At 48.5% G+C, this 21,298-nt stretch carries 32 protein-coding genes; 29 read left to right on the top strand and 3 right to left on the bottom strand.

The features are described from left to right. The first annotated feature begins 14 nt into the window (after positions 1-14). Both BN3277_RS15115 and BN3277_RS15110 read left to right on the top strand, forming a co-directional pair. Positions 15-281, top strand: a complete 267-nt coding sequence (locus BN3277_RS15115) for a hypothetical protein (RefSeq protein ID WP_059044000.1) — start codon at positions 15-17, stop codon at positions 279-281. Positions 282-284: 3 nt separating this feature from the next. After that, positions 285-2,090: a DNA cytosine methyltransferase gene (locus tag BN3277_RS15110; protein ID WP_059043999.1), complete on the top strand. Its 1,806-nt coding sequence runs from the start codon at positions 285-287 to the stop codon at positions 2,088-2,090. A gap of 37 nt (positions 2,091-2,127) precedes the next feature. On the opposite strand, the gene BN3277_RS15105 is transcribed toward BN3277_RS15110, so the two are convergent. Then, on the bottom strand, positions 2,128-2,343 hold the full coding sequence (locus tag BN3277_RS15105; RefSeq protein ID WP_059043997.1) for a hypothetical protein: 216 nt from the start codon (positions 2,341-2,343) through the stop codon (positions 2,128-2,130). A 298-nt stretch (positions 2,344-2,641) separates the two neighbouring features. Here BN3277_RS15105 and BN3277_RS15100 point away from each other — a divergent pair, with 298 nt between their 5' ends. From BN3277_RS15100 to BN3277_RS15070, 7 genes are all read left to right on the top strand, one after another. Then, positions 2,642-2,863, top strand: coding sequence for a LexA family protein (locus BN3277_RS15100; protein WP_059043995.1), 222 nt, complete (start codon positions 2,642-2,644; stop codon positions 2,861-2,863). After that, positions 2,860-3,084 (top strand): hypothetical protein, encoded by a 225-nt coding sequence (locus BN3277_RS15095; protein WP_059043992.1) that lies wholly within the window; start codon positions 2,860-2,862, stop codon positions 3,082-3,084. Before BN3277_RS15100 ends, BN3277_RS15095 begins: the two co-directional genes overlap by 4 nt. A gap of 16 nt (positions 3,085-3,100) precedes the next feature. After that, a complete protein-coding gene (locus BN3277_RS15090) occupies positions 3,101-3,337 on the top strand; it encodes a hypothetical protein (RefSeq protein WP_059043990.1) in 237 nt (78 codons plus the stop codon). Further along, complete coding sequence (locus BN3277_RS15085; protein WP_059043988.1) at positions 3,334-3,792, top strand: ASCH domain-containing protein; 459 nt, start codon at positions 3,334-3,336, stop codon at positions 3,790-3,792. The genes BN3277_RS15090 and BN3277_RS15085 overlap by 4 nt, the downstream gene beginning before the upstream one ends. 122 nt (positions 3,793-3,914) lie before the next feature. Next, positions 3,915-4,103 (top strand): hypothetical protein, encoded by a 189-nt coding sequence (locus BN3277_RS25540; protein ID WP_148501054.1) that lies wholly within the window; start codon positions 3,915-3,917, stop codon positions 4,101-4,103. 89 nt (positions 4,104-4,192) lie between these two features. Next, entirely contained in the window at positions 4,193-4,684 is a 492-nt protein-coding gene (locus BN3277_RS15075) for a hypothetical protein (RefSeq protein WP_059043984.1), read from the top strand. A gap of 120 nt (positions 4,685-4,804) precedes the next feature. Further along, the gene (locus BN3277_RS15070; RefSeq protein WP_059043982.1) at positions 4,805-6,520 is read left to right on the top strand and encodes a P-loop NTPase fold protein; all 1,716 of its coding nucleotides are present in this window, start codon (positions 4,805-4,807) and stop codon (positions 6,518-6,520) included. Positions 6,521-6,587: 67 nt separating this feature from the next. On the opposite strand, the gene BN3277_RS15065 is transcribed toward BN3277_RS15070, so the two are convergent. After that, positions 6,588-6,779 carry a hypothetical protein gene (locus BN3277_RS15065; RefSeq protein ID WP_059043979.1) on the bottom strand — a complete coding sequence of 64 codons (192 nt, stop codon included), beginning with the start codon at positions 6,777-6,779 and terminating at the stop codon, positions 6,588-6,590. 117 nt (positions 6,780-6,896) lie between these two features. On the opposite strand from BN3277_RS15065, the gene BN3277_RS15060 reads away from it, so the two are divergent. From BN3277_RS15060 to BN3277_RS15015, 9 genes are all read left to right on the top strand, one after another. Continuing rightward, positions 6,897-7,640 (top strand): stalk domain-containing protein, encoded by a 744-nt coding sequence (locus BN3277_RS15060; protein ID WP_232436433.1) that lies wholly within the window; start codon positions 6,897-6,899, stop codon positions 7,638-7,640. A gap of 840 nt (positions 7,641-8,480) precedes the next feature. Beyond that, positions 8,481-8,876, top strand: a complete 396-nt coding sequence (locus tag BN3277_RS15050) for a DUF2513 domain-containing protein (RefSeq protein WP_059043974.1) — start codon at positions 8,481-8,483, stop codon at positions 8,874-8,876. Between the two features lie 24 nt (positions 8,877-8,900). Next, complete coding sequence (locus BN3277_RS15045; protein ID WP_059043971.1) at positions 8,901-9,305, top strand: hypothetical protein; 405 nt, start codon at positions 8,901-8,903, stop codon at positions 9,303-9,305. A gap of 209 nt (positions 9,306-9,514) precedes the next feature. Continuing rightward, positions 9,515-10,045, top strand: coding sequence for a hypothetical protein (locus tag BN3277_RS15040; RefSeq protein WP_059043969.1), 531 nt, complete (start codon positions 9,515-9,517; stop codon positions 10,043-10,045). 45 nt (positions 10,046-10,090) lie between these two features. Further along, positions 10,091-10,966, top strand: a complete 876-nt coding sequence (terS, locus tag BN3277_RS15035; RefSeq protein WP_059043967.1) for a phage terminase small subunit — start codon at positions 10,091-10,093, stop codon at positions 10,964-10,966. Continuing rightward, positions 10,963-12,231: a PBSX family phage terminase large subunit gene (locus BN3277_RS15030; protein ID WP_059043965.1), complete on the top strand. Its 1,269-nt coding sequence runs from the start codon at positions 10,963-10,965 to the stop codon at positions 12,229-12,231. The genes terS and BN3277_RS15030 overlap by 4 nt, the downstream gene beginning before the upstream one ends. A 16-nt stretch (positions 12,232-12,247) precedes the next feature. Next, positions 12,248-12,538, top strand: a complete 291-nt coding sequence (locus BN3277_RS15025) for a hypothetical protein (protein ID WP_059043963.1) — start codon at positions 12,248-12,250, stop codon at positions 12,536-12,538. A 102-nt stretch (positions 12,539-12,640) separates the two neighbouring features. Then, positions 12,641-14,077, top strand: coding sequence for a phage portal protein (locus BN3277_RS15020; protein ID WP_232436431.1), 1,437 nt, complete (start codon positions 12,641-12,643; stop codon positions 14,075-14,077). Then, positions 14,077-15,105 (top strand): phage minor capsid protein, encoded by a 1,029-nt coding sequence (locus tag BN3277_RS15015; RefSeq protein ID WP_059043960.1) that lies wholly within the window; start codon positions 14,077-14,079, stop codon positions 15,103-15,105. The genes BN3277_RS15020 and BN3277_RS15015 overlap by 1 nt, the downstream gene beginning before the upstream one ends. A gap of 40 nt (positions 15,106-15,145) precedes the next feature. On the opposite strand, the gene BN3277_RS25535 is transcribed toward BN3277_RS15015, so the two are convergent. Next, complete coding sequence (locus BN3277_RS25535) at positions 15,146-15,577, bottom strand: hypothetical protein (RefSeq protein ID WP_148501052.1); 432 nt, start codon at positions 15,575-15,577, stop codon at positions 15,146-15,148. A gap of 177 nt (positions 15,578-15,754) precedes the next feature. On the opposite strand from BN3277_RS25535, the gene BN3277_RS15010 reads away from it, so the two are divergent. The 11 genes from BN3277_RS15010 to BN3277_RS14960 all read left to right on the top strand — a co-directional run bounded on the left by BN3277_RS15010 (position 15,755) and on the right by BN3277_RS14960 (position 21,298). After that, positions 15,755-16,438 (top strand): hypothetical protein, encoded by a 684-nt coding sequence (locus BN3277_RS15010; protein ID WP_059043957.1) that lies wholly within the window; start codon positions 15,755-15,757, stop codon positions 16,436-16,438. A 14-nt stretch (positions 16,439-16,452) separates the two neighbouring features. Then, the gene (locus BN3277_RS15005) at positions 16,453-16,830 is read left to right on the top strand and encodes a head decoration protein (RefSeq protein ID WP_059043955.1); all 378 of its coding nucleotides are present in this window, start codon (positions 16,453-16,455) and stop codon (positions 16,828-16,830) included. A 38-nt stretch (positions 16,831-16,868) separates the two neighbouring features. Next, positions 16,869-18,002 (top strand): major capsid protein, encoded by a 1,134-nt coding sequence (locus BN3277_RS15000; protein ID WP_059043952.1) that lies wholly within the window; start codon positions 16,869-16,871, stop codon positions 18,000-18,002. Between the two features lie 47 nt (positions 18,003-18,049). Continuing rightward, a complete protein-coding gene (locus BN3277_RS14995; RefSeq protein WP_059043950.1) occupies positions 18,050-18,400 on the top strand; it encodes a hypothetical protein in 351 nt (116 codons plus the stop codon). A 10-nt stretch (positions 18,401-18,410) separates the two neighbouring features. Further along, positions 18,411-18,800, top strand: coding sequence for a hypothetical protein (locus BN3277_RS14990; protein ID WP_059043948.1), 390 nt, complete (start codon positions 18,411-18,413; stop codon positions 18,798-18,800). Next, positions 18,797-19,129, top strand: a complete 333-nt coding sequence (locus tag BN3277_RS14985) for a hypothetical protein (protein ID WP_059043946.1) — start codon at positions 18,797-18,799, stop codon at positions 19,127-19,129. Before BN3277_RS14990 ends, BN3277_RS14985 begins: the two co-directional genes overlap by 4 nt. Then, complete coding sequence (locus BN3277_RS14980; RefSeq protein WP_059043944.1) at positions 19,107-19,556, top strand: HK97 gp10 family phage protein; 450 nt, start codon at positions 19,107-19,109, stop codon at positions 19,554-19,556. The genes BN3277_RS14985 and BN3277_RS14980 overlap by 23 nt, the downstream gene beginning before the upstream one ends. Before the next feature lie 4 nt (positions 19,557-19,560). Next, entirely contained in the window at positions 19,561-19,965 is a 405-nt protein-coding gene (locus tag BN3277_RS14975) for a minor capsid protein (RefSeq protein ID WP_059043942.1), read from the top strand. A gap of 3 nt (positions 19,966-19,968) precedes the next feature. Continuing rightward, complete coding sequence (locus BN3277_RS14970) at positions 19,969-20,517, top strand: hypothetical protein (protein WP_059043940.1); 549 nt, start codon at positions 19,969-19,971, stop codon at positions 20,515-20,517. Between the two features lie 74 nt (positions 20,518-20,591). Further along, positions 20,592-21,002: a hypothetical protein gene (locus BN3277_RS14965; protein ID WP_059043938.1), complete on the top strand. Its 411-nt coding sequence runs from the start codon at positions 20,592-20,594 to the stop codon at positions 21,000-21,002. Positions 21,003-21,016: 14 nt separating this feature from the next. After that, a complete protein-coding gene (locus tag BN3277_RS14960) occupies positions 21,017-21,298 on the top strand; it encodes a hypothetical protein (RefSeq protein WP_059043936.1) in 282 nt (93 codons plus the stop codon).

Raw genomic sequence — 21,298 nt, 5'->3', positions numbered from 1 at the left:
AAGGGTGACTAATAATGACCGAGCAAGAACGGCGCCGGGCTTTTCAAAAGGTCAAATCCATGTCGAATGAAAGGTTTTGGAACTGGATGAATTTCATCCACTCCCGAGCCTACGCCAAAGCAGCACAACATTATGAAGAGGCCATGGCTATCGAGTTACAGCCGAAGCAAGCTGCTGCCGTCAAAGCGAAGGCACTCGAGATTCGGGAGACATGGGATGGTATGGCGACAATAACGATGGGTGATACAGAAGCTGCGAATCTTCAGTCTGTGGGGGTGTAATGTTTGAGAGAGCTTATCATAGATAATTTCGCCGGCGGAGGCGGGGCTAGTACAGGAATCGAATTGGCAACCGGCAGTAGCGTAGACATCGCCATCAACCACGACCCCGCAGCGATCGCCATGCATCGGGCTAATCACCCAGAAACGGACCACCACTGTGAAAGCGTTTGGGATGTTGATACAAGGGAAGTCACCCGCGGTCGTCCGGTTGGATTGGTCTGGCTGAGCCCGGACTGCAAACACTTCAGCAAGGCCAAGGGCGGGAAACCGGTCGAAAAGAAGATTCGCGGGCTCGCTTGGGTTGCGCTCCGATGGGCGGCGACGGTGCGGCCACGCGTTATCATGCTAGAGAACGTCGAGGAGTTCAAGACGTGGGGGCCGCTGGTTGTCGGAGCCGATGGGAAACAATGGCCCGACCCCAAGCAGAAGGGGCGGACGTTCAACAGCTTCGTGAACGCGCTGCGTCGGCAAGGATACCAGGTCGACTGGCGGGAGCTTCGGGCCTGCGATTACGGCGCTCCGACGATCCGCAAACGGTTCTTTCTCGTCGCTCGCCGCGATGACCGACCGATTGTCTGGCCGGAGCCAACGCACGGAGATCCGGAGGGCGAGGATGTCAAATCCGGGAAGCTCAAACCTTGGAGAACGGCAGCGGAGATCATCGACTGGTCGATACCATGCCCGAGCATCTTCGAGCGAGTCCGGCCTTTGGCCGAGAACACGATGCGCCGAATCGCACGGGGAATACAACGTTTCGTAATCGACAATCCGCAGCCTTTTGTGGTTCGGATTGGCCAGACAGGGTTCGGCGGAGACAGGTTGCAGTACGAGCTGGACGACCCTTTGACTACTATCACAACCAAAGCAGAACATCTGCTGGTTACGCCGGTGCTAGGCGTCAATAATACGCGTCACCCAGGAAGCACCGCGGAGGAACCGCTATGTACGGTGACGACGGGGGGCCACCATATGCTAATCACTCCACATATTACGAAATTCCGTGGGGGAGCAACGGGGCATCCGGTTTCTGATCCACTTCACACGGTAACATCCGGTGCGGGAGCGAGTCGCCCGGCAGGAGCCGCCCATGCGCTAGGTATGGTTACAGCCTTCTTGACGCAGTACCACTCTTACGACGACAGCGCCCGCGGGCAAACGATGGATCGGCCATTACTGACGCAGGATACCAGCAATAGATATGGCCTTGTAGCTGCTCACGTAGTACGTCATTTCGGGGAGTCGGTTGGCAGTTCCGTGGGCGAACCACTCGGAACAGTGACCGCCGGGGGCGGAGGAAAGAGCGGGCTGGTAACATCGCACCTGGTCAAACTACGGGGTACATGCCAGGATGGCCAGCCAGTAACGGAGCCCATGCCAACGATTACCGCAGGCGGGCTGCATGTCGGAGAGGTCAGAGCGTTTTTGCTCAAGTATTATGGTTCGGCTGACAACGGCAAGCAGCTCGATGAGCCGCTGCACACGATCACCACCAAAGACCGGTTCGGCCTTGTTACGATCGAGGGCATCGACTATCAGATCGTTGACATCGGCATGCGGATGCTGGAGCCTCACGAGCTTTTCGCCGCCCAAGGCTTCCCTCCGAACTACATCATCGACGTGGATGCGGACGGTGTCCGGTATCCGAAAAGCGCCCAGGTTGCAAGATGCGGAAATGCAGTTCCTCCGCCATTCGCGGCGGCGCTGGTTCGGGCGAATCTGCCGGAAATGTGCGTGGGATCCGGAATGAACCTTACTTTTGAAAGGTACAAGCAAGCGGTGGGGGCTGGTCAGTTAGAATTCTCTGTGTGAAAAAGAAACGTGCACCGAATTAACGGCGCACAGTGGTTTACTTCAAATTAACAAATTTTCTTACAGCGTCCGGGTTTCTGTTCTTTACAAACTTCGAGCTTAAATGGCCATCAATACCTGAGTAATTACCTTTTTCTAAGTAGAATTCATCAGCCCATTGCTTAGCTAAAATTGCATCTGGATCTTTCATTTCAACACCAAATTTAACCCTTTCAATAACCTCATCATCCACATGGATATACGTTTTACTCATTCGTTTTTCCCCTCCTTTAATAAGATTAAGGGGAGTATATCACATATTTTTTTATGGATAGGGTAGGGGGGTAAAGTGGCGGTCGCGGAGTGCGGTTTGGAGATAGGGGTTGACAAAGTAAAAAGAAGAGGGCTGCAGCGCCTCTTCAGTTGTCAGAACTCTTATATGATATTTTTTCTCCACCATCTAGGTCGTACTTGACAACCACAGGCTTCGTACTTATCGGTTTGAGTCGACAGATAGTAGTATACCTGTTTCTTTAATCAATGAGAATCTGAAAATGTTGGGAGGTGACAGAATGAACGACAAACCACTTAGCCAGCGCCAAACTGAGGCGCTTGAAATCATAAAATCATTCGTGGCCCAAAACGGCTATCCTCCGACAGTTAGGGAGATCGGTGAAAACCTAGGACTACAATCTTCATCAACCGCCTTTAACTTGTTGGAGCAACTGGTCAAGAAAGGATACGTATCAAAGGGACCAGGGCCGCGGATGCTGCGGGTGGTTGAAAAATCATGATACCGGAAATCCCTCGGATTAAATGGAACACTGGACGTGACGGCAAGATAAGGCTCTACCTGCTCGCTAACAACCGGGCCGACATCGAGCTGATGCTTCATCTCTGCGGGCTATTCTCGGAGGGAATCAGAGAGCAACATGACGCTGCGTTGATTGGTTACTTTCGGATCATCAAAAAGCATGAGATTGAGAGATTGAATTCTGTTTTTCCAATAACCTAAGGGGAGGATGTACACGATGAAGGAGTCTGGAATCCAGGTTGGTATGACCTATCAAAACAAGACAGGGAGAAGCGTCCGCAAAGTCATCGCCATGGGGGAGCAAGTCAGACACTACGACATAGCTGGTACGATCAGCTATACTGGCGTCCGGTATCTTCAAGTTAATGGTAAAGCCCCTAATGTAGGCAAGGAGAGAGTGCTTCCACTTAAATCATTTGCCATCTGGGCTAAGAAAGAGGTGACGACGGAATGAAAGCCATAACGATCCTCCAACCTTGGGCGACGCTGATCGCCATCGGGGAGAAGAAGTATGAAACGAGAGGATGGGCCACGAAGCACCGCGGCCCGCTCGCGATCCATGCCGGCAAGAAGGTAGACCGGAATGCCTGCGAGTTGGAGCCTTTCAAATCAACATTAGCCAAGCACGGTTATACGGCGAACAATCTGCCTACCGGGGCGGTGGTGGCCGTGGCAGAACTGAAGGAATGTTTCGAGGTAAAACGAGATGTGCTAGGCGGCATGGTTTTGTTGGAATCGGAAACACGCAAAACCCATTTCAACATATTTGATAATGAATTCCATTTCGGATGGTACGACAGTGGCCGTTTCGCTTGGGAGCTCGCCGACGTCCGCCATCTGCCGGATCCGATCCCGGCAAAGGGGCAGCAGGGGATTTGGAATTGGGAGGGTGATAAATATGGCTTGTAAATCTGCTGGGAAGTACGATCCCGATACAAACAGATATTATTGTGTTACAGGTGACGATTGCATGTTTATGTTCCCCGATTCCAAGGCGTGCGCTGAAATGTACGGGGAGGGGCCAGATGCTGATGATTCAGAGGATGAGGGTGATCTCGATGCTGGACAAGGGTCTTGATGTGAAGTATTGGACGCCGGAGCAGGTCGCTGAACATATCCGCCGAATCGGAGCGGAGAAACCTCCAGATCCTCGGAACCAGTTTGCTTCGCAAATTATAGCTCCTAGGCAGGGCCGGTGGGGCAAATATCTGAAATGGTAATGAAAAGACCCCCAATCCTTGGCGGGCGCGGGGGTCTTAATTGGAAAACCATACCTCTTGACATTATACCATAAAGGGGAATGAGGGGAATGACAATGGTATGGGGACAAGAAGAACTTTTTCCTTCGGCGAATGAAGTTGAGATCCAGCGGACCAAATTCCTTCTCGGTAAATATACAGAGATGGTTTCATTGATGAGGGATTTTGAAGAGAACGAGCCTGAATTGAGCCAAGTCGCTGTGGATGGGGAAGCGGCTCGCCGGATCGATCAGGATGAGCTGCACGCAGACAAGACCGCGAATGCGGCAGTTCTCGTCGAGAAACAACGCTGGGTCTACAAGCAGTATAAGTTCTACACGAACCAGATCCGGAGGGCGTGGGCATTGATTCAGGACCCTGACGCGAAGGCTGCAGTCGATTATCGGTACCTTAAAGGATATTCGGCCAAGGAAACCCTACTCTTCTTCCGGCGCAGTATGAGCGATAGCACGATTCGCCGGCGGATCGAGGAGGGGGAGGAGAGCATCGCGAACACGCTAAAGCTGATGGGATTTTTCGAGCAAGACAATACTGTTTATTAAAAACAAAAATCACCGTATTTTCTGCATCTATAGCATAAATTACGGTGATTTTTTTCTATTATTGCTGTACTTTTAAATGTGTTACCATGTTCGTGTTAAAAAAATATTGGGGGCGAATATATGAAAGCAAATGAAATACCAAATATTCTAAATCAATTTAAAGATTCTACCTATAAAAAGATATTAATTAATGGAAATTGGGGAATCGGAAAGACAAAATACATAACAGATACATTGGAAAATTATGAAAATTCATGTTACGTTTCATTGTTTGGAAAAAAAGATGTTAACAGCATAATTCAAGAAATTTATTTTCGTATTATTGAGAAAGCACCGAGAGGAAATATTAAAAAATTTATGAACACAATTAGAGAAAAAATGGGGAAATTTGATGTATCGGTGTATGGTGTTTCGCTTTCTATTCCAGTAATTGAAAACCTACATAAAACGTTAGATAAGGAACTGAATCGAAAAGATGAGTTTATAATTGTATTTGATGATTTGGAACGAAAACACAGGAATCTGGATATAAGGGAAGTTTTTGGTATAGTAGATAGCCTTTCCAAGATTGAAAAAGTAAAGATTATCCTTGTGTCCGCTTTAGAGCAATTTGATCCAGAGGATGAGAAGACTTTTCAGAGTTATCAAGAAAAAGCTATTGATCGCTCCTATAAGATTGAGAAATTTGCCGACGAAGCACCAATTCAAATATTGGGTGAATCAGTGTGGGCGACTATAGAGCCTCTCGCTGAAGACTTCCAATTTCGTAATTTAAGAACATTTGAAAAAACAAGCCTATTCATAAAAGAAGTGATAAAAACTCTGGGGGAAGATATTTTTAGCGATCTGTTCACAAAGTCTGATCTTTATCGAATGTGCTTTGCTTCAGTTTTTTTTATCGTTGAGCATAACTGTGAAATGAAGCTGATGAATAACGACCCTAATGACCAAAATGCTGCAATGAGAAGAGCCATTCAATTTGCAGGCGAAAGTGGAGTTGTTGAATACCTTAATCGATATATATTAAAAAATTCGCTTGACAATGTAATGAGTACTAGTTTACTTCTTCATATAAAAAAGTGGTATGAAACAGGCACTTATAACAAAAATGAGTTATTAAGTTTAATTACTTCCATTAGTGCAAATAAAGAAGAGCCACATAATTTTTATTCATCAGAGCCTGAGATTATTGCTACCATTGAAAATACTAAAAATCAAATAACAAGCTTAAATGGTGATGAAAATTTGGAATATATTATCAATAAAATATCAAATACATTTGACTGGTGTGAAGTTTTGTCTATTGATTTTGGCATAAATGACGACGATATTGTAAAATTACTTGAAAATAGTAATTTAATAAAGCTTGATGTTACAAAAAGTTTATATGAGCACGAGATTACAATATATCATAGGTTTTCTAACGAGCGAATAGCGAAACTAATTAAACAGATCAATGAAACTATAAAACACAAATACTGTATGGAATTATTGAATCATATAGATATTGAATATAATAAAGAAACATATTTCAAGTCATTTGTAAAACAATTTAAAGAGTCGTTATACTATATAACAGACGAAACACTAAGAACTTTAATTCTAGAAAGAATATCTGGTTCTAATTTTTTCTTTCCTATTCCATCAAAAAAAATATCGGAATCACAGTGGAACTGGTGTCATCTTATAAATAACTTAATTAAGGAAATAGCACAGCAATGGAATGTTCCATACTATTATGAAGAGTTTAAATCCTTTGTTTGCGATCAGCAAATTAGTAAAACCGATAAATTACTTCAACATCGTTTGAAATTTATTTTTGAAGTAGAAGATTGATTAAGTTAGCTGTAATTAGCATTTTTTGACAAAATGGTCACTCACTTTGAGTGGCTTTTTTTATGTATTAGGCTACAAAAAAAGAATAGCCTACTCTGATAAAATAGGCACGTTCACTCTGTGATTTTAAACGGATACTAATTGGAGTCACCTTATCAATGATACCAATCTCCTGAATGACACCTTCATAACATACTTTAACATCCATCTGAGTAAGTGCAGCATAAAGCAGTTCCAAATCAGTCGTAAGTGCCTGCAATGAAATCTCCTCCCTCATAAAAGGTCTAAATTAGATATATTGTATTATTTTTACAACCATTATATCATAAAGTATGAAATACATAATATGTCGAATAGAAGGGAACGGTGGTTTAAAATGAAAAAATGGTTAATTACAATCGGATTATTCAGTATGGTGTTGCTATCTTATTCAGCAGGGGCATCAGCAGCATCGACTCTTGAACGCATCCAAGCCAACTTGAATCACGGGATCTCGTTTTTGTTGAACGGATCTGCCTGGGTTCCAAAAGATGCAAACGGGAATAAGGCGGTTCCTATTAGCTATCAAGGCACTACATACGTTCCTCTTCGGGCTGTGGCAGAGGCTACCGGCGCGGAAGTATCATTTGACCAATCTAAGCAGCAAATTGTCATTAATGTCTCCAAAGATCAAGAAGGTAGTCAACTTGAACCAGGTCAAAGAAGAGCTTTCAGCGATCAAACAGTGAAGCATATTAAGAATTACGCAAACAGCGGTGTTACACGGAATAAGGAAGAATTATTGTTCGGAGAAACGCAGTATAAAGAAGCGTTTGTTGTAAACGAAGTGAACGTGGCAAAGCAAGATTTCGCATTTGCAGTTCCATCAGGGACCAAGCGTATTGGGGTGTTGATTGGTTACAAGGACAATGAAGATCATATTGATAGAAAGGCTAACTACACCATTTTGGATTCAAAAGGTGCATCTGTTTCAACTGGTAAGGTTGAAGATGGAAAGGTGCTATCAAATGAGATTGTAACCAACGGAGAAACAGAATTTAAAGTCGTATTTGAATCTGGTAGCACTTTAAGTGTAGGTGCAGGCTATATTATTTGGGATGAGAGCTGGATTGAAAACTGATTTTTGACCACAAACTGACCACAACATGAACCCAAGTTGAGCATCTATTGAGCAAATATAAGTGGTAACATGAATTTGTGGAAATCGGGCGAGAATGACACGCACGGCCGCATGAATGCGGCGTTTACAACCGGGGCGTAACTCTTCTTGCCAGATGCGCACTCCCAGCTAATGTCCCTGAATCGCAATATATTGTGTGCAAACTTTCTATTGCGAGGGGATGATGGTGACGGCCCTCTGTCATAACCGGCTTACGTTATACGTAGGTTAAAGTGGCGGGGGGCTTTGTATCGAAAAAGTGAGGAAATTCAAGATTAACTGATATTTTTCGGAAAAATCGGCTGTAATTGATAATTTGGTCCTTTGACCTCAATTTCGGCAGATCGTTAAAATGGTCTTGTCATTCCTCTCTAGTAACTAAGTACGTTATCTTTTAAGCAAAGAGCGAAGCGTTTTTGCGGCGGCCGCGCGCGGACGCAATGATCGAACTGATCTCTTTGCTCGTAATAACTCAATACATAATCGAAAGTCGCTCATTTCTGGGCGGCTTTTTTATTTTGCCGAAATGGAGCTGGGCGATCGTGAAAATTATCAATTGGTTGGTCAGGACGACTTATGGCAGATCGGAACTTCCGCCAAGGAATCGAGGTGAACGGCGCCATGGCCGGGAAGAGTAATAAACCATTGATCCCTATTCGGAGGCCTAAGCAGCCTGAGAAATGTAAAACATGCATTTGGGGAACTTGGACAGGGACAAAACAATTTTGTTCGAAGCAGTGTTGCGCGAAGCAGGGGAAATCTTCCTGATGTCGAATTGTGAAGACAAAGGGGGGAGTCTTCGTGAAGAGAGATATGGACTTAATACGTCGCCTATTACTGGAAACCGAGAATTTGGGTTATGACGGAGATAGGTATAACAGAACTTATTTGAACTCATGGTTCGATGGTGTTGAAGATGATATTTTCTTTTATCATGTAAAATTATTGGACGAGGCTGGATATATCGAATCTTTGTCCCCTCCACCCAATCTAGATGATTTGGTTGAAAGATACTTTCCCTACTCTTTAACTTGGGCTGGACACGAATTGTTGGATTCAATAAGAGATAGCGATGCTTGGGAAAAAGTGAAAAAATCGTTAGGTAAAAACCTCTCGACTGTTCCATTCACAGTGTTAGCAACGGTAACTGCTGAAATGGCAAAAGTGTGGGCCTTAAAAAAATTAGGTTTGAATTAGTGACTAGAACCAAGGGGGACAAACATGAGTGACGATTTGTTTAAAAATGCCTTAAGCGGGATAAACGATCAAGTCAGAGCTACAGAAAGAATGATACATGAGGTCAGTCGATCCATTGAAGAAAAAAACAGAAGGAAAGAAGAAAGGGAAATAAGGCTATTAGAAGCTACTGAGCAAACTGCAAAAAACACTGCTGTTCTTCCAGAGATGCTAGGGTTAATCCAACAGGGTAACGATAAGCAAGATGAGATTTTTGAGATCATTGTTGAGATATTGAGCATTAGCAAATCTAAGTCAAAAGCAGAGGCTGAAAGCAAATATCGAAAGATTATGAAGAAAGCTACTGAGTTTAAAGGTAACGTTGAGACCATAACAAAGTTGATCAACTATGCAACCACAGTTTGGAATACTGTTGAGAAGCTTTTTTAGCACCTTCGGGTGCTTTTTATTTTGCCTAACAAGCACATATGTTCTGGTGAGCGTGGTTACAGCGACTGCGCCAGAAAACGTTAGGACGGTGCCGTTCTGTGCGTGTGGCGATGAATTGAAACATTACCTATTAGCAAAACCAACTCAACTCAGGGAAAAAAGGGATATTGCCTCTAATGGTCGAATTTAATAGTTTGAGGTGATACTTAATGAATACTCGACAAAAAGCGATAACGTCACTTGTGGATTTTGTTAATTCTAAAGAGTCGGGCGTATTAATCATTGGAACACATCAGTATCAAAAGCACGTCCTTGCCTTACAAACGCTAGCGCAACTTAAAGGGCCTTCCACTATCTTGTTGAGGGTTAACAGTATGAGGAATTTAGGAACTATCCTTGAAGATCATGCAACAACGTATAAAACAGGAACGGGATATGAAATAGGCAACCATACGATATATATTGACTCGATAAACACAACATCTTGGCGTAAAACACCCGTTAATGTGGATTATTCGGTGATATATCCGATTGATTCTATTTGTAGAAGTAACAGCAAGGAAAGAATAATGGACGATCTGAAGAGAAGAACAACAAAGAAAATGTTTCTTGCTAGTTGGACCGATAACTACGATTATGATTGGTTAGCCCCTTATATTGATAGAACTGTAATATACGATGTCGAAGAAGAAGATCCAGAGTATCATAAACGGATGATTGATAGTACGAGTAAGTTTTAAAAGAGCCTCTGGGCTCTTTTTTTGTTGGGAGGCGGTGATGATGTAATGCCAAGAGCGAGGGATCCAAATCGTGATCGAGCCATGGAGATATGGTTGGAACACGGCGGTGACATAACAAACCGGCAGATCGCTGAGTTGTTGGACGTTGACGAAAAGAAGGTCGCTGTCTGGAAACAGCGGGACAATTGGAATGTTGTACAACAATCGAGCGAGAACGTTGTACAACAGACGAAACCAAATGTTGTACAACAAAGGTACGGCGCGCCGAAGGGGAATAAAAACGCGGTTGGCAATCGTGGTGGAGCTCCACCAGGCAACAAAAACGCCGTCGGTAACCGCGGCGGCCCGGGCGGCCCATTCAAGAACGATCACGCCGTGACGCATGGGTTCTTTAGAAAGTTCCTCCCTGAACGCACTCTGGAAATCATGGAGCAGATCGCCGAGCGTTCACCGATCGACATGCTTTGGGATCAGATCATGATCCAGTATACGGCCATCATTTCAGCCCAGCAGATTATGTTCGTTGAATCCAAAAATGAAATGATCAAAGAACTCAAGAAAAGCAAATACGAGATAGTAGATACCAGCACGGAGGATAGGAACTCGTTTGAACAGGTCGTCACCGAGGAAGAATACGAGTTTCAATTCTCTTGGGACCGTCACGCTACGTTCCTCACGGCTCAGACCCGGGCAATGGCCGAGTTGCGCAGCTCCATCAAGCAATTCATTGAACTGGCTAACGAGGATGACGAGCGTCGCCTGAAGCTGGAGCAGATGCAGCTTAACATCGAGAAGACGAAGGTCGAAGTCGAGAAGGCATCCGCCGAGGCAGATAAGTTGAAAAAAGACTCTGCCGGCAAAGAGCCGCTTCATATCGTTGTCGACTACGGAGATGACAGCGAAGAGGATGATGCATCATGAGTGCGGCAGCAGCTGTAAAGGTCCAGTTCAACAGCCATTTCCGAGAGGTTAACCGCACGCGGCGCCGTTATCGTGCGCTCCGCGGTAGCGCGGGCTCCGGCAAGTCGGTCAACATTGCCCAGGACTACATCCTGAAGCTCGGTGATCCAAAATATGCCGGCGCGAACCTTCTTTGCGTTCGTAAGGTTAACGAGACGAACCGGAATAGTACCTTTGCGGAGCTCACCGGCGCGATCAATCGCATTTACGGGGAACGGGCAGAAGAATATTGGGAAATTACTCGGTCGCCTTTCAACATCAAAAGCAAAGTCACGGGCAATGAAATCATCTTCCGCGGCATGAACGATGTGCGAGACCGTGAAAAGGTAAAGTCAATCACCTTCAATCATGGCAAGTTGGTTTGGATCTGGGTTGAGGAAGCAACGGAGCTGCAGGAATCGGACATCGATATCCTCGATGACCGGCTGCGCGGCGTGCTGTTGAATCCGAATCTCTATTATCAGATCACATTCACCTTTAACCCGGTATCTGCCCAGCACTGGATCAAGCGGAAGTACTTTGACAGGGAAAGCCCGGACGTTCTGACACACCATTCCACCTACCGAACCAACCGGTTCATTGACCCGGCTTATTTCCGCCGGATGGAGCGCCGGAAAATCGAGGACCCAGAAGGGTATGCGATCTATGGTGAAGGTGAATGGGGCGAGCTGGGCGGCCTGATATTCAAGAACTTCGTCATTCATGACTTTGATACGTCCTTCGAGATGTTTGATTCCATGCATCACGGACAAGATTTCGGCTTTAACCATGCGAATGCGATCCTCACCGTCGGCGTCAAAGATGGTGAGTTTTTTATTTGCGACGAGATTTACGTTCATGAGCTGCCGACGGATCAGATCATTGAGATTGCCGACCGCAAGGGATTAAGCAAGTATCTTTCCATGTATTGCGACTCCGCGGAGCCCGATCGCATCCAGATGTGGCAGAACGCTGGGTACAACGCGACGGCAGTAGTCAAAGAGCCAGGCAGCGTGCAGGCGCAGATCGATTACCTGAAGCAACGGAAGATACACATTCATCCGGATTGCGTCAATACGATAAAGGAAATCCAGCAGTGGTCGTGGCGGAAAGACAAGAAGACGGGGCTTTACCTGGACGAGCCAGTAAACTTCATGGATGATGCTATGGCTGCGCTGCGGTATGCGGCAGAGCCTTTGCGGCGTCCAGAGATGCAATACACGAATCAGCGGCCTGCGGGCTGGTAAGAAAGGAGAGGTGATCATGATCCAGAAACAAACAACCTTCGCCGTGTACGATTACGAGGGAAATCCTATTGTCACAATCGATAGCTATTCTGACGCGATGACGATATTCTCTTCAAATAATGAAGCAGCTTACTTCGTAGCCAGTGAAACTGTAAATATAAACGGCAAGCAAGTGTACGCTGCAGATCGCTTTGTCAGAACCCGGAACGACTTCGAGGAAGAGATTGAATGCGGGACGATTATTCTCATGAGTGATGCTGGGGAAAAATTCTCGGTTGCTCCCGATGGAACGCTAACGGCTGGATAGTTAGCGGCATTTTATTTGCTTTGAAAGAAGGTGATGAACCTGACGATCGTTTATACGAAAAAGAGCTTTCCACCTCCTCCTTTTGACCAAGAGGTTGAAGCGATGCAGTATTACCGGCTGCTGTATGACGGAGATCACGCCGAGATCTTCCCGCGGGCCAGACAGGTTACACAGGAGAAACGAGTGGTTCACAGGAGAGTCGGAATTCGATCTTGGCGACGCGCTGAGAAGGTGGTTAGCCCCGACAATCAGTACATCGTGGTCAACTTCAGCAGCCTGGTCGCTGAGGTCCCTGCGGATCTCCTTAACCGTTCGCTTGGCAATATTTCAGCCGACTCGGAGACGGGCCCGGAACTTGAGTTTGTTGCCAGCTTGGTAGAAGCCAGCAAGCCGAATGAGAAGATTTGGGCGGCGGTAACACAACATCAGGTAGATGGGCGGATCGCATACCGAGCGCGCCGTGATTCCACTGGGGCGGTTTGGTTCGAGTGGGTGCTTGGTGATCTGTACTTCCCGCACACCGACGGCCGCGGCGCCGACATCGCCTGGATCGAGGAATGGGGCGAGGAAACGAGGAAACAGCGGTTCCTCCGGGTAGAGCGGCAGCGACTCGACGCTAACGGTCTGACCGTCAAGCAGATCGTGTACGGAATGGAAGCCGATACCGTGATGGATGAAATCGACATCAAGGATTACGCCGCGGCTCACGAGCTGGACATTCCGGAAGATGCCGAGTTCCAAGGCGTAAAGGAGTTGCTCTGTGGTGCCGTTACCAACGACGAGACGCTGGTTTATCCCCGGGGGCGATCGGCGCTGCGGAATATCGACGGGCTGCAGGAGGAAATCAACTGGACGATCACGCGAGATTCAATCGTGTTCGAGAAGCATGGAAAGCCGAAGCTTGCGATCCCACGGGCCCTTTGGGACACTGTGGCCAACCAGAACCAGCGGGATTATGGTGGACGCTTCGTCCGAAACGCTGATTTGGAGGTTGTTTCATTCGACGATAAAACGGGCGCAGTTCCGCAATACATCACCTGGGATGCTAAGGTACAGCAGAGCTTTGAGCACGTCGCCCGGCTTATCAAGTACATGCTGGCCATAAGCAAAACATCTCCGCAGGCGGCTGGTCTCGAGGAAGGAAAGGGAGACTCCGGCGTTGCACTGCTTTATCTCTGGATTCAATCGGTTATCAAGGCCGAGGCGATCAAGGATAAGTTCGATGCGGCCCTGAAGGACGCGATCCGGAAGTGCATGCTCTTGGAAAACGCACTCGGAACCGGCGGCCTCAAGGTGTCTAATCCGGTTATTGAATGGCGCGACATGCTACCGAAGGCAGACAGCGAGAAGGATACCGAGGAAATCGAGAAGTATTCTGGCGGCGTTCAATCGCTTGAGACCACGGTGCGACGCATTCATCCTGACTGGTCGGAAGAAGCGATTGAAGAAGAGGTTCAGAAGATTCTGGACGAGCAGGCGGCTAGCACGATGAACCCGACTTTCGCGCAGCCGCCGCGGGTAAATTTGGGTGGTAGCTAATGGCGGACGCTGAAAAGCTGATTGCTCTGTACACAAGAGCCGGAGAGAAACTGTTAGAGCTGATACGATTGCTCGAATCCGGGAGTAATTCGCGGCGCCGGAAAGAGAAACTACTGCAGCAAATCGACGAGATCCTCGCCGGCCTAACCGATGGTGCCGCGCAAAGTATGGCCGAGCTGCTGGTAGAGGCCTACAAGGAGGGCGTCGGGGAGGCGGCGGACAGCATGCGGGCCCAGGGCGTGCCAGACGAGCAAATCAATACCGTACTGGAGCCTCTTATCCACCAGCAGGCCGTACAGGCGATCATGGATGATTCCTTCTTACGGATCCTTGAGGCGACGGATAACATGTCCCAGGACGCAAAGCGTCGAGTGGAGGATGCCGTTCGCGAGGCGACGGAACGGATGCTCACCGAAGGTGTCAACCGGCGACAGGCGACGAAAGAAGCGGTTGCGCGGCTAACGCAACAGGAGATCACGGGGATCGTGGCCAAGAACGGTGCCCGGATCCCGGCTGACAAGTATATGAACGGCGTGGTGCAGTACAATCTTCGAAAGGCACATGTCACCGGGGCTGAAAACATGATCGTGCAGAACGGTCTCGACCTGGTTTACGTGAATTACGTGGGTATCACCTGCGAATATTGTGCTAAGTACCAGGGCCGTGTGTATTCGATCAGCGGTACGCACCCGCGCTTCCCGAGGTTGGATGTTCGGCCACCGTATCACTCGCACTGCGTTCATTCCCTGTCGGCATGGATCGAGGAGTACCAGCCGGCAGACGAGGTGGAGCGTATGGTTGCCGCTTCTAATCGTCCGTTTACCGACAACCGGACGGAGGCAAACATCCAAAGGTACAACGAGATCCAGCGAGACAAGGCCCGGAAGAACGAGACGCGGAAGCAATGGATTAGGTATAAGACATTAATTTCTGATTTGCCTGATTTGAGACGGTTTTCATTTCACAAGGCTCGAAATACTTCGAACTATCAAGATTGGAAAAAACAGTTCCGACTAAGAAGTAGATGATAGCGAAATAACGACCGCCAAAGTAGGCGGTCGAAAAAAACTAACATGGATTTACAAATGCTAAACGAGATATGTGTATTGGTTGAGGTTGAGTAGGAGTTGGGCCGCCAACCGTCCCTAAGTAAGCATGAACATGTGTAGTAGTGGGGACCCCTGAAAAACCAACGATATTTATTGCTACTGCCTGATTGCCAATTCCAGGGAAAATTATTACCGCAAGAGTCCATTTAAATAAACACATGCTGAGGTCAGGAAGTTGTCTGATTTGAAAATTCAAGTTGTTCGAAAATGGATGGGGCGGATCTACTTCTATTGGAACACGAGGATTTCGACCTGATTGTTGTTCCTGGATGAGAGCGTCCCTTAGCTGAGGGTTATCATTATAATACTTAGCCCATTTTAATACTTGTTGTAACGAAACGTTTTGTTGTCTACTAACTGGTGTGCTTAGATCTTCGATTTCAGTAATCATTTAAGCCCCTTCTTTCGGAATTATTTGTTATAGTTATATGCCCAATGGAAATCACTGGTTACCAAACTCACCTAAATTGTCGCTCACACGAGCGGCATTTTCTTTTGTCCAAACCGTGGCATGACGCAAAACTGCACTCGAGGATGTCCACCCGGACGTAAAATAGGAGGAAAAAAGATGTACGAATATATCGCAAGACGGTTTCCCTTGAAGTTGAATCTGCAACTGTTTGCTGAAGATCCAAACCCTAATCCGGATCCTAATCCTAACCAAGATCCTGATCCGAATAAAGGGAAGACCTTCACACAGGCAGAACTAGACGCAGCTGTACAATCGCGCCTATCTCGGGCTGAAAAAGATGCTAAGAAGGCGCTGGCCAAGGAATTGGGATTTGACTCGGTCGAAGCCATGCAGGCCGCCATGAAAAAGGACAAGGGAAGCGACAAAAAGGATTCACTTGATCCTGCAGAAGTCGAGAAGTTGCTCGACGAGCGAATCAAGGAGCGTGAGAAGGAACAGAACCAGAAGACCTTCAATCGCCTGCTTAATGCCGAGGTGAAGGTTTTGGCGAATGAACTCGGGTTTGCCGATTGGGAGGATGCCCGCGCGCTGGCCGACCTGACCGCTGTCAAAGAGAACGATAAGGGAGAGTTGGAGGGTGTGAAGGAAGCCCTCGAAGCGTTGGCCAAGAAGAAGCCGCATCTGCTCAAAGGAAAGCAAAGCGGCGGTTCTTTTGGGGCGGATGTACGGGGCGGTGGCTCCCCTGACGACAAGAAGAAAGCGCTGGAACGCATGGCCGATTTGGCCAAAAAGGAAGGTACTCACGCCGTGTCTGCCAATGACCCGTGGGGCCGCAAATAAGGAGGAAATGAATCATGCGTTTGCAACCGAAACCGCTATTTGAAGTCCAGGACGACTATGAAATCCTGGCATCGCTCGAAGTTGTCCGCGAGGTAACGAATGGGATCACGATTGATTCCACGGCGATCACCGCCGATGTCAACGGGGACAAGATCATCAAGAAGGGAATGCCGATGGCGAAGGTGACTGCGACCGGCAAGTACGTGCCATATAAGTCCGATGGCACCGACGGCAGCCAGAACCCGACGGTGATCATTAAGCGTACCGTCAACGTGAAAGATGGCGACGCCGTGGTGGGCGGATACGAGGTCGCCAAGGTCATTACTGCACGTCTCCCGATTGCCGTTGATGCAACGCTCAAGGGGAAGATGCCGGGAATCACTTTTGCCTAATCGACAATAATTCATTTCGAAAGGACTGATACGATATCATGACTACGCAAAAATTTCGCTATAAGTTGAATCTCCAAACGTTTGCGGATCCAGATGAAATCAGCATGCTGGAGGATGCACTTTCCGGAGAAGAGCTGCTGACGTACGCGTCGAACCTCACCGTCCCGAACGACTACTGGCAGAACCTGCTGTTCCCAGCACGCCAGACGGACGAGCTCACGGTTGACGTGATCAAATCCTCCTCTCGCTTGCCGGTTATGGCGCAAATTGCAGAGCTTGGTACCGAAACACGGTACGGCTCCCGTGAAGGGGTGAAGGGTGACCGGGTGGAAATCCCGAAAATCCAGCGCGGCCGTTGGATGGATGAGAAACTGATCCGCCTGCTGCTGATCGCTGGCCGTAGCCAAGGCCTCCGGCAGCAAGAGATCCAATCGATCATCCGGGATCAACTTGACGATGCCAAATATGCTGTCGATTCCATCAACGCTCGGCGTGAGTGGATCGCTATGCAGGCCGTATCGACCGGAGCTGTATCCTACGCCGAGGGAGATGTCAGACTCTCCGTCGACTACGGCTACACGTCCGAGCAAAAGCCGGTGCTGTCCGGTACGGACAAGTGGTCGGATACGGAAAACTCGACACCTCTTGCTGATATGCAGACCTGGTACGAAATCCAATCTGACCGCGGTGTCAAACTGACGCGGGCGTTCACGACGCAAAAAATCATTGCACTCTTGCTGCAGAACAAGTCCGTCAGAATTGCTTACCACGGCGATCCGTCCGGTAGCGCAAATCCTCCTCAGCTTACAAAGACGCAGTTGGACGCTGTGACCGATTCGCTGGAGCTTCCTCGCATCGTGGCCTACGATACGCAGGCGCGCGTCGAAAACGATACTCTCTCCAGCGGAAAGCTGGCGTTCACAAACGTCCGCATGGCGCCAGTTGATCGCTTTGTGATGCTTCCGTCCGACCCGCTGGGCAACTACCTCTGGGCTACGACGACGGAGGAACTGATGGGCGGTTACGACAGCGTTGGTTCCGGGGATAATGGGATTTTCGTCTTCCGTGACGTTGCAAGTCGGCATCCGCTGCGCGTGCGTACGGTGGGCGTTAACCTGGCGTTCCCAGTATTCCCGTACGCTGACAGTGTCATTTCGGCAACGGTTATCTAACAGAGGCGCCCTTCGGGGCGCTTATCATTATTGAAAGGGTGGTAAGCGTGGACATTAAGGTAACTGGTACCGTGAAATACGGTGGTAAATGGTACGGCCCGAATGAAGTCATCAATGATGTTGAAGAGGCAGAGGGCGAGCGTATCGTCAAAATCAGCGCCGGCATCAAAGTCGAAAAGACACATGAGCAGATCTCAGCAGAAGAAGCGGCAGCGGCTAAAGCAAAGGCTGAAGCGGAGGAAGCTGAGCGTAAAGCAGTCGAGGAAAAAGCCAGGAAGGACGCTGAGAAGCAACTGAAAGCCCTCCGGAAAAAGGCCGCCGAACTCGGAATCGATGGGGCTGATGAGAAGGACGCTGAAACGCTGACCGCGGAGATCGCAGCCAAAGAGCAAAAGTAGGTGATCGCTGATGGATCGTCAAGAAGTGGCTGATTGGATCGCCGCAAACATGTTGGACACCGATGCCTGGGACCGGGCGAGTGAGCAGAAGCAGGCCGTGGCCGTCGTTCAGGCAGAACGGAATCTCGCTCGCTGGTACCCGGAAATCAGCCCTATGGCCGTTTCGATCGTTGCTTTTCAGGCGGTCTGGGAGCTACAGGGCATCGACCCAGCGCTCAAGTACCTGAAGCATAACGTCAAAACGATCACGGACAACGGTGAATCTGTCTCCTATAAGGACGGCGAGCGGCCTGCGGTTGCTCCTGACGTGCGGGAGTTGCTCGGGCCTACGGCTGATGAGATCGCGGCAGAAGAGGCGGAGCAGACCGCACAGCAGCAGTTTGGCGGGTGTCTTATATGAGCATCTTCGGTTATCCGGCAAAAGTGGTCCATTGGCATTCTGAGGTGGACGACTGGGGACGCCCACTGCCGCCTTCGCCTACCGAAAAATCGACCAAGGTTATCGAGGAGCAGCGTCTCATCCGCAATGGCCGCGGTGAGGAAGTCCAGATCGCTTATACGATCTATCTCCCAGGTCTCAATGCTGTAGGCTTCGATGATTACATCGTTTACGTCAATAAGCTTGGCGTGACGATCCGCTGCGAAATCGCTCATATCGAGGTTCGGAAGTATCTTGGCACCGACGATGTGAAGGAGGTCGTCGTCTATGGGCGGCCGCAAAATATTTAGCTTCAGCCTAGAAGGTATTGAGGCGATGGTCAATCGCTTGGACAGGCTGGAGAAGGACTTGGATCGCCGGCTGGATGAAACCCTCACTAGGTTGGCCTTGAAGGTTATTGCTGATGCGAAACGGCTCGCTCCGATCGACACCGGCGACCTGGAGGCCGCGTTGGTCGTTGGTGAGGTGAAACGGTCCATTGCTGGTATGTACATTGACCTCGGGGCAAGCCCGGAGGTTGACGATTATGCTGTCGTGCAGCATGAGGGCTTCCGCAAGACAAAGAACGGCCGGTTGGTGGAGCTTACCCCGGGTGAAAAGACAATCAGCAAGGGAGCTTACAACGGCTACATGCCGGGGAAAAAGTTCCTGGAGAACGCCTTGAAGATGAACGAGCAGCATATCCTCGAGGAGCTTTCGAAGGTATTGGAGGGATAACGTTATGCTTGCAAATGATCTGATCACCTATCTTACTGGCGCGGGCTTCACCGTTTATCCGGATCCCAACTTTCTCCCGGCAGAAATCCCGGAGAATAAACTCCCTTGCCTCTTCGTCTTCGGTACCGGCGGGTATGCTCCCCACGAGTATGTACCAACGGAACGGCCGACATTCCAGGTGATCATCAAAGGAAAGTCTTACAAGACGCTGCCGGCTAACATGGCCGCGACCGAAGCGCTAGGGAAAAAGCTTATTAAACATCTGCACCGCCGAGTGAACTATCAAGCCGGATCTGCTTGGGTAATCTCCAGCACCGCCGCACAACCATCGCCGATTTCACTCGGTCTCGATGATGCAGATAGACCAACGTTTTCGACAAATTTTATGTTTTATACGAAGGAGGAATAATCAATGGACGATATCGCGATTTATGCTGGCCCGGGGATCTTCGTTTGGGGTATTGATGAGAACGGTCAGGAAGAAGCTGACGCTATCACAATCGACCAAACACAAGGTGGTATCACTTTTACTACCACGACAACCTATTACGAGCCAACAACGGATCAAACGGGCACTGCAGCGGTCGATTCTTTCACTACAGGTACGACCGGAGCGATCAACTTCGAAACGCCGGATATGGACTTTGAGAAAGTGCTGAAATATAACCCGAACGCCTTGAAGGTTCAGAATGCAACCGATCCGACTAAAGTTAAATATCAAGTAACAGGATTGGCCGGCAAAAGATTGCCCCGTAAGCGAGCAGTTATTATGCCGCAAGGCGTCTCTGATCCCAGTCAGTACATCTATATCGAGTCGGTTGGCATTAAATTTGATTTGAACGCGTTTTACGGCCTCGATAACAATCGCCGTTTCCCTATTTCAGCTGCGGCTTATCCGTCTCTGAAAGCAACTCCGAAAGGTTTACTCTATACCTGGGGCGACATCGCCGTTACGGTCTAATTATACGAATCAAAGCAAAGGGGGAGGCAGGCGCCTTCTCCTTTTTTCTATTTCCTTGAGAGGAATGATCGAAGATGTTTAACTTCGCTAAGAAGGATGTTGTAACGCTCGGAAATAAACGAGTTCAGATCCCGAAACTGACCAGAAACCGCTTGAAAAAGCTGACCGATCACATCGGATCGATCGGCGATTACCTTGTGAAGCTTTTCCTGACTCCCGAAAAAGATCGCGCGGTGTTCATCGTGGCCGCCGCTGACGTTTCCATAGATGAGATTTATGAATTGACTTCGTTGCTTAGCGACCTGCCGATCGAGTACTTGGACGAACACGCTGGCTTTGCTGAATGCACAGAGTTCCTCCGGCTCACCTGGGAGAGAAACGACATGAACGAAGCCCTAAAAAACTTAGGCGGCCTGATTCCCCCGGTGGCGCAGCAGTTCGTGCAGTCGATAGTCAAGCGGATGAATCGGGCCGGCGAGCAATAACCCATGATGATTTCGTGCTCCGTTGCTGTGTTGTTCTAGGTAAGACACAGTACGAGATCGAGAACGGGTACTATTTCATCGATCTGCCAGAACTGCTCATGCTGAAGGATCAAGCACGGGCCTCCGAGATGTTGGAGCAGATCGACATCGTGGCTTTCCCGCACAACTCAGACAAGGAAGCCCGGAAAGCGATCGTAAATCGGTATATAGCTGTGCTTCCGAAGACTCCGGCACCGCAGCCAAAGTCAGCCCAAGAGCAGTACGAGGCGTTGAAATTACGGATGAAGGGACGGTGA

This window comes from Paenibacillus rubinfantis (assembly GCF_001486505.1).
In the GTDB taxonomy this organism is placed as follows: domain Bacteria; phylum Bacillota; class Bacilli; order Paenibacillales; family Paenibacillaceae; genus Fontibacillus; species Fontibacillus rubinfantis.
The sequence above is the reverse complement of the archived record's forward strand: the minus strand, read 5'-3'. Positions and strand labels throughout refer to the sequence as shown.